Raw genomic sequence first — 7,229 nt, forward strand, 5'->3', positions numbered from 1 at the left:
ACAGACAGCCACAAAAGCCGTCGACAAATCCCGCTCCAAACTTCCGTCCAGAGCAACAAACCAGCAATCCGCCAATTCGCTTGATTTCTTTAGAACGAAAGACTTCGTCGCCAGCAGCGCCGCCGCCCTCGTTCAGTGAGTGGGCTTATAATCCCACACCCTCGAAACAGTCAACACATCCAATCCAACTTTTTTGACATTTTTGTAACAGGTTGATTTTGCTTGCAGTTTTATCGCCTCCCGTTGGAAGGGGAGGTTTCGCGGTCAAAATCACCCTATTTCGATCGATTTTTCCGATTCCGACCGATCAGCGTGGGCCTTGGCGTGCATCCTTTATATGGGAGGCACGCGCCCGATTTCCAGGAAGCTTGCCTCGACCGTTCCAATCGGTAGTTTGACAAGGATATATCCATGCCCTTGCGGAGCTCAGAATGCTTGTCCTCGACGAAGACCAGACGCGGTCTGCCCTACCCTGGGCGCAGCTTATCGATGCGATCGAGGCTATGTTCCGAAGCGATTGCGTCGCGCCCGTCCGCCATCATCATGACATGGAGGTTCCGGGAGAGGAGAGTGCAACCCTGCTGCTGATGCCGGCGTGGCTTCCCGGAGAGTATGCGGGGATCAAGATGGTTTCGGTCTTTCCAGGCAACATGCGCCGAAGCCTGCCGGCGATTTTCGGAAGCTACCTGCTTTCCTCTGCCGCATCAGGACAGATGTTGGCCGTCATAGAGGGCGGAGAACTGACGGCGCGGCGGACTGCGGCAACTTCGGCTTTGGCTTCACGCTATCTGTCCCGGCCGGATGCCGAGGAGATGCTAGTCTGCGGTACCGGTCGGCTTTCGCTCAATCTCATGCAGGCACATGGAACAGTCCGGCCGATCCAGCGCTACAGTATCTGGGGACGCAATAGCGAGGCGGCGGAGAAGGTTGCCGAGGAAGCGCGGGCACTTGGGCTGCAGGCCGAAGCTGTAAGCAACGTTGAGGCGGCGGCGAGAACGGCCGATATTATTTCCTGTGCGACACTCTCCAGCGAGCCGCTTGTTCGGGGCGAGTGGCTAAAGCCCGGCGCTCATCTCGATCTGGTCGGCGCTTTCAAGCCCAGCATGCGTGAAAGCGACGATGCGGCCGTCCTGCGCTCCGCCGTCTATGTCGATACAAGAGCGGGCGCGCTGAGCGAAGGCGGCGACATCGTCCAGCCTTTGAAAACCGGGCTGCTGAAAGAAAGCGACATACGCGGCGAGCTGGCAGAGCTGATATCGGGTGCCTGTGACGGGCGGAAAGATGCGCAAGAAATCACGCTCTTCAAATCCGTCGGCGCAGCGCTTGAGGATTTGGCCGCCGCCATTCTCGCCTATGAAATGGTCACGAGCGGAAAGTGAAGAACCTGCCTTCCTTGCCGGAGCTTCCGGTTTCGCATGTGCTGYCCGATATCAGTGCGGCGCTTGGCAAAGAGAAACGTGCCGTGCTTTCAGCGCCACCTGGCGCCGGCAAGACGACGCTCGTGCCGCTGCACCTGCTTGGCCAACCCTGGCGCGATGACGGGAAGATCATCCTGCTGGAGCCGCGCCGGCTGGCGGCCCGTGCCGCGGCGAGCCGCATGGCGTCCTTGCTTGGCGAGCAGGTGGGCGAAACTGTCGGTTACCGCATGCGCCTCGACAACCGGATATCGGCCAAGACACGGATAGAGGTTGTTACCGAGGGCGTCTTTGCCCGCATGATCCTCGATGATCCCGAACTTTCCGGTATCTCGACCGTCATCTTTGATGAGTTTCACGAGCGATCGCTGGATGCCGATTTCGGCCTTGCGCTGGCGATTGACGTTCAATCGGCGCTTCGCGAGGATTTGCGTATCCTTGTCATGTCGGCCACGCTCGATGTCGAACGGGTCGCTGCGCTACTCGATCATCCGCCCGTTATTGAAAGCACGGGACGAAGCTTTCCGATCGATATCCGCTATCAGGACCGGGCGGGTGGCGAGCGTATCGAAGACGTAATGGTTCGGGCGATCGCCGATTTTCATGCGAGCGAATCCGGATCGATTCTCGCTTTCCTTCCCGGCCAGGCGGAAATCACCCGGACGGTGGAGCGACTTCAAGGACGATTCGGCTCAGAGACGCTGATTGCGCCGCTCTACGGCAATCTCAGCCAGAAAGAGCAGGACGCGGCGATCCGCCCCGCGGCACCAGGCACACGTAAAATCGTGCTTGCGACCTCGATTGCCGAAACCTCGATCACCATCGACGGCGTACGGATCGTCATCGACAGCGGGCTGCAGCGATTGCCGGTTTTCGAGGCATCGACGGGCATCACGCGGCTGGAGACCGTTCGGGTGTCGCGCGCTTCGGCCGATCAGCGTGCCGGCCGCGCTGGACGAACGGAGCCAGGCATCGCCATCCGCCTGTGGCATCAGGGCCAGACGGCGGCACTTCCGGCCTTCACGCCGCCCCAGATTCTTTCGAGCGATCTTTCCGGTCTCGTGCTCGATCTTGCCGATTGGGGCGTTCAGGACACCAAATCGCTCGCCTTCGTCGATCAGCCGCCGGAGACAACGATCAGGGAAGCGCGAGCATTGTTGGTGCAGCTTGGGGCGCTGGACAGGGACAGCGCATTGACGGCGCGGGGAAAGGTGATGCGCGACCTCGCCCTGCCGCCGCGGCTCGCGGCCATGGTGGTCTCGGCTGGCGAAGCAGGACATGCGAAGGATGCGGCGCTGATATCTGTGCTGCTGACGGAGCAGGGGCTTGGCGGCACCAGCATTGATCTTGAAGAGCGGCTCAGGCGCTTCAAGAGCGAGAAAGGCGAAAGGGCCGAGGCTTCGCGGCGGCTGGCGGGGCGGCTGGCGGAAGGGCTCAATTCCATTTCGAGTACTGAACCTGCGCTCGCGGGACGGCTTCTGCTGCATGCTTTCCCGGATCGAGCAGCACTTCAGCGCGGTGGGCGGGGGCGCTATGTCATGGCGAACGGCCGGGGCGCCGAGCTTGCGGAAACCGAACGGTTGGCAGGCAGCCAGATGCTTGTGATCGCCGATCTGACTGGCCGGGCGGCACGGGGAAGAATTCTGGCAGCGGCGGAAATCTCCCGCGCCGACATCGAAGCCGAACTACCGGGCGAAATCCGGACGGACGACCAGACCTTCTTCGACAGACAGAGCCGGCAGGTGCGTGCACGGCGCGCGACAAGGTTCGGCGCCGTTGTTTTCGAGGAAGCTCCGCTTCCGCGTCCCTCAGGCGAGGCGGTGGTGCGGGCGCTCGCAGACGGCTTGCGGGAGCTGGGGCTCGATCAGCTTCCCTTTTCCAAGGAGGCGCTGCAGTTGCGGGAGCGAATCGGCTTCCTGCACCGAACGATCGGAGAACCGTGGTCCGATATGAGCGATGAGGCGCTCCTCAATCGCATGGAAGACTGGTTCATCCCTTTCCAGTCAGACGCGCGGGGGCTTTCGGATATTTCCGCCTCCGGCCTCTCCAACGGGCTAATGGCACTCGTTCCACACGATCTGCAGCGCGATCTCGCACGCTTCGCACCGACGCACTTCGAGGCACCAACAGGTCAACGCCACCCGATCCAGTATGATGGCGAAGAACCGACGCTGACGATCCGTGTGCAGGAGCTCTTCGGCCTCAAGCAGCATCCGGTGGTCGCCGGCGGGCGATTGCCCCTGGTGCTGGAGCTTACCTCGCCGGCTCACAGGCCGATCCAGACGACCCGGGACCTGCCGGGTTTCTGGGCGGGCTCATGGAAGGATGTACGCGCGGACATGCGCGGACGTTATCCCCGGCATCCCTGGCCGGAAAAACCTGATGAGGCGGCGCCGACGACAAGGGCAAAGCCCCGTGGTACATAATCCGCCGGCCTTAGCGCGCCATGCGTCCATTTGGGCACACCAAGGACGTTCCAACCCTTCGAATCTATGCATCGGGATTCCGAAAATTGATCCCGATTATCGGGCCGATGCTGTAGGAGTGTGGCGTGATTGAAAAGACCGAAGTCCAGACACAAGAAGACAGGCTGAGCAGCCGGCGGCTGCGTTTGCAGACTTTGGTGCGGTTGCGATGGCTGGCGGTCATCGGCCAGGCCGTAACGGTCTTCATCGTCGCTTTTCTCTTGAAGTTCCCTCTGCCCTTGGTCGCGAGTTGCTCCCTTATTGCCGCACTCGCCTGGGTGAATTTCTATCTGACGCTCCGTTACCCACCGACGCACCGGCTGGAGCCGCCCGCCGCTTTCGCGCTCCTTGGTTTCGATCTGTTGCAGCTGTGTGCGCTGCTTTTCATTACCGGCGGCCTCGCCAATCCGTTCGCGGCACTGGTCTGCGTTCCCGTCATCATTTCCTTCGCTTCGCAGCCGATCCGATACAGTACGGCATTGATCGGCTTTGCGATGGTCTGCATCACGGTACTGGCCTTCTCTCCCTTTCCGCTGCCCTGGTTCGACGGGGTGGAAATCAATGTCCACAACGTTATGCAGTTCGGCGTGTGGTGCTCGATCGCTTCGACCATGGCCTTTGCCGCCTTCTATGCCTACCGGGTTTCGATGGAAGCGAGCCAGCTCGCGGATGCGCTTGCGGCGACCGAACTGGTGCTGCTGCGGGAAAAGCATCTCTCGCAGCTCGATGGGCTGGCGGCTGCCGCAGCCCACGAGCTCGGCACGCCACTTGCTACGATCAGCGTCGTCGCCAAGGAAATGGAGCGCGAACTTAAGGACGACGACCGGTTCCGAGAGGATGTGCAGCTTCTGCGCAGCCAGAGCGAGCGCTGTCGCGACATTCTTCGCCGGCTGACGACATTGTCTGCGGAGGGCGAAGCGCATATGCGCCGGCTGCCCCTCTCTTCGATGATGGAGGAAATCGTCGCACCGCATCGCGAATTCGGTATTAATCTGGAACTCGTGGAGAAGAGCCCGCGTAAGGGCGAACCAGTCACAGACCGCAACGCCGGCATCATGTACGGGCTCGGCAACCTGATCGAGAACGCCGTCGACTATGCGCGGGAGAAGGTGACGGTCACGGTCGAGCACGATCACGAAAAGGTGCTCATCATCATCGAGGATGACGGCAACGGCTATGCGGCCGATATTCTGACGCGGATTGGCGAACCCTACGTTACCAAACGGCAGAAAGAAGATACCGCTGGAGGCCTGGGACTAGGGCTTTTCATTGCCAAAACGCTGCTGGAGCGCTCCGGAGCATCGCTGGTTTTTGAAAATCGTGATCCGGAAAACGCGGGTGCCCGCATCCGGATCGAATGGCCGCGGGTGTTGATCGACGCAAATTCGACAAAATGACTTTGTCGGCATAAACAGGATATAAGCGGTTGACGCATTTCGGACGCTCAACCGCCGGGACCGTAGCGATGACAGATCAGAATCACGAGATTTCCGCCGGCTCCAACGAGGAGCATATCGGGCCCGACCCGAGCCTGCTTATCGTCGATGACGACGGCCCCTTCCTGCGTCGCCTGGCACGGGCGATGGAGGCACGCGGCTTTCATGTGGAAACGGCCGAATCGGTAGCGGAAGGCGTGGCGAAATCGAGAGGCCGGCCACCGAAATATGCCGTGGTCGACTTGCGGCTCGGCGACGGCAACGGCCTCGACGTTATCGAGGCTATCCGCCAGCGCCGCGACGACACGCGAATCATCGTGCTAACGGGTTACGGCAATATCGCCACGGCGGTGACGGCGGTGAAGCTCGGGGCTGTGGATTACCTGGCAAAACCCGCCGACGCTGACGATGTGTTTGCCGCGCTCACGCAGCGACCGGGCGAAAAGGCAGAACTGCCGGAAAACCCCATGTCGGCGGACCGGGTGCGGTGGGAACACATCCAGCGTGTCTATGAAATGTGCGAGCGCAATGTGTCGGAAACGGCGCGCCGGCTCAATATGCACCGCCGCACACTGCAGCGCATCCTCGCCAAACGCGCGCCGAAATAACTAGACATCATCCAGGTTGAACGGCTTGCCGTTTGCCCACTCGGCCATCATCAGCCGCTGTGCGGCAGCGCGCGAAAAGTTGAGCGTGACGGCTTTGCGCGTAGCTGGCGGCAGGCGGTGTTCCGGCGCATCGCGCAGCATATGTGCGCCGTAACCATCTGAAAGAAAAAGGCCGCACTCTTCCGGGAAGATATCGACAGGCACATCCTTGTGTGTCGCAAAGAACAGACGGTCGCAATGCAGGCGGTAATCCGGCCATTTGCGATCGACCCTAAAGTCCTCGATCGACGTCTTGATCTCGATGATCCAGACCTCTCCCTTTTCTGAAATCGTGATCAGATCGGCGCGGCGGCCGCTTGCCAGCGGCAGTTCCGGCAACACCGCAAGGCGCATATCGTGGAGCAAAACCTGCATGCCACGGCGCACCATCATGGCCCTGTCCGATTGCCGGCCATCGATTAACGGATTGTTATTGTAAACGCTCAAAATCGTCATGGATAACCGTCAAGTGGGGTTGGCCGTTGTTGCAAAAAAGCCATGCGCTTTTAATTTGCGTCGCAGATGGATTTTGTCGCACCGCAGCAGCCTTGCAAAGGCAAAGTTAATCGAAAATAAACCATAAATAACGATGGTCGAAAGACTGTCCCCTCCTTGCCCCAAAACCTTCACGAGTCATCCATGCGCATCCGCAATGCATTCCCTGTATTTGGCCTGCTGGCGACCCTGGCACTGGCCGGCTGCTCCACGACGTCCGAATCCGCGTCCGTCGACAGCGCAGGTCCGACCGTTCAGACGGCACAAATCTTCAATGACGCCTATGGCTTAACGTCGGATGCCGGATACTCCCTGCCGGCAATCCCGATTGACCGCGTCAAGCCGGAATTCCGCCGCCAAATCGTCGGCTACCAGAGCGACGAGCGTCCCGGTACGATCATCGTCAATACGCGCGAGCGTCACCTCTATTATATCCTCCCCAACGACAAGGCCGTCCGCTACGGCATCGGAGTCGGCAAGCAGGGCTTCGCATGGTCCGGCACGGCCTATGTCGCCTGGAAGCAGGAATGGCCAAACTGGCATCCACCCAAGGAAATGGCCGTCCKTCGTCCCGAAATTGCCAAGTATGTCGAAGACGGCATGGGTCCAGGCCTCACCAACCCGCTCGGCGCACGTGCCATGTACCTCTTCAATGAAGAGGGCAAGGACACGCTCTTCCGCCTGCACGGCACTCCGGAATGGGCCTCGATCGGAACTGCCGCTTCGTCGGGCTGCATCCGCCTGATGAACCAGGACGTGATCGATCTCTAC

Annotated in this window: 6 protein-coding genes; 5 read left to right on the top strand and 1 reads right to left on the bottom strand. The window is 60.4% G+C overall.

What is annotated here, in order from left to right:
- Nucleotides 1-431: 431 nt before the first annotated feature.
- The 4 genes from lhpI (at nt 432) to AC1D35_RS34105 (ending at nt 5,924) form a co-directional block, all read left to right on the top strand.
- Entirely contained in the window at nt 432-1,379 is a 948-nt protein-coding gene (gene lhpI, locus AC1D35_RS34090) for a bifunctional Delta(1)-pyrroline-2-carboxylate/Delta(1)-piperideine-2-carboxylate reductase (protein ID WP_113308131.1), read from the top strand.
- Entirely contained in the window at nt 1,376-3,841 is a 2,466-nt protein-coding gene (gene hrpB, locus AC1D35_RS34095; protein ID WP_477942293.1) for an ATP-dependent helicase HrpB, read from the top strand. Before lhpI ends, hrpB begins: the two co-directional genes overlap by 4 nt.
- A gap of 125 nt (nt 3,842-3,966) precedes the next feature.
- Nucleotides 3,967-5,277, top strand: a complete 1,311-nt coding sequence (locus AC1D35_RS34100; RefSeq protein ID WP_113300888.1) for an ActS/PrrB/RegB family redox-sensitive histidine kinase — start codon at nt 3,967-3,969, stop codon at nt 5,275-5,277.
- Nucleotides 5,278-5,345: 68 nt separating this feature from the next.
- Nucleotides 5,346-5,924 carry an ActR/PrrA/RegA family redox response regulator transcription factor gene (locus tag AC1D35_RS34105; RefSeq protein WP_007813699.1) on the top strand — a complete coding sequence of 193 codons (579 nt, stop codon included), beginning with the start codon at nt 5,346-5,348 and terminating at the stop codon, nt 5,922-5,924.
- Here AC1D35_RS34105 and AC1D35_RS34110 read toward each other — a convergent pair whose 3' ends face one another.
- On the bottom strand, nt 5,925-6,419 hold the full coding sequence (locus tag AC1D35_RS34110) for an MmcB family DNA repair protein (protein WP_113308133.1): 495 nt from the start codon (nt 6,417-6,419) through the stop codon (nt 5,925-5,927).
- A gap of 183 nt (nt 6,420-6,602) precedes the next feature.
- Between AC1D35_RS34110 and AC1D35_RS34115 the strand changes: the two genes are divergently transcribed.
- The coding region (locus AC1D35_RS34115; RefSeq protein WP_477942295.1) for a L,D-transpeptidase at nt 6,603-7,229 on the top strand (627 nt) is incomplete at its 3' end.

The sequence above is a fragment of the Rhizobium sp. P1_E6 genome, assembly GCF_056405875.1.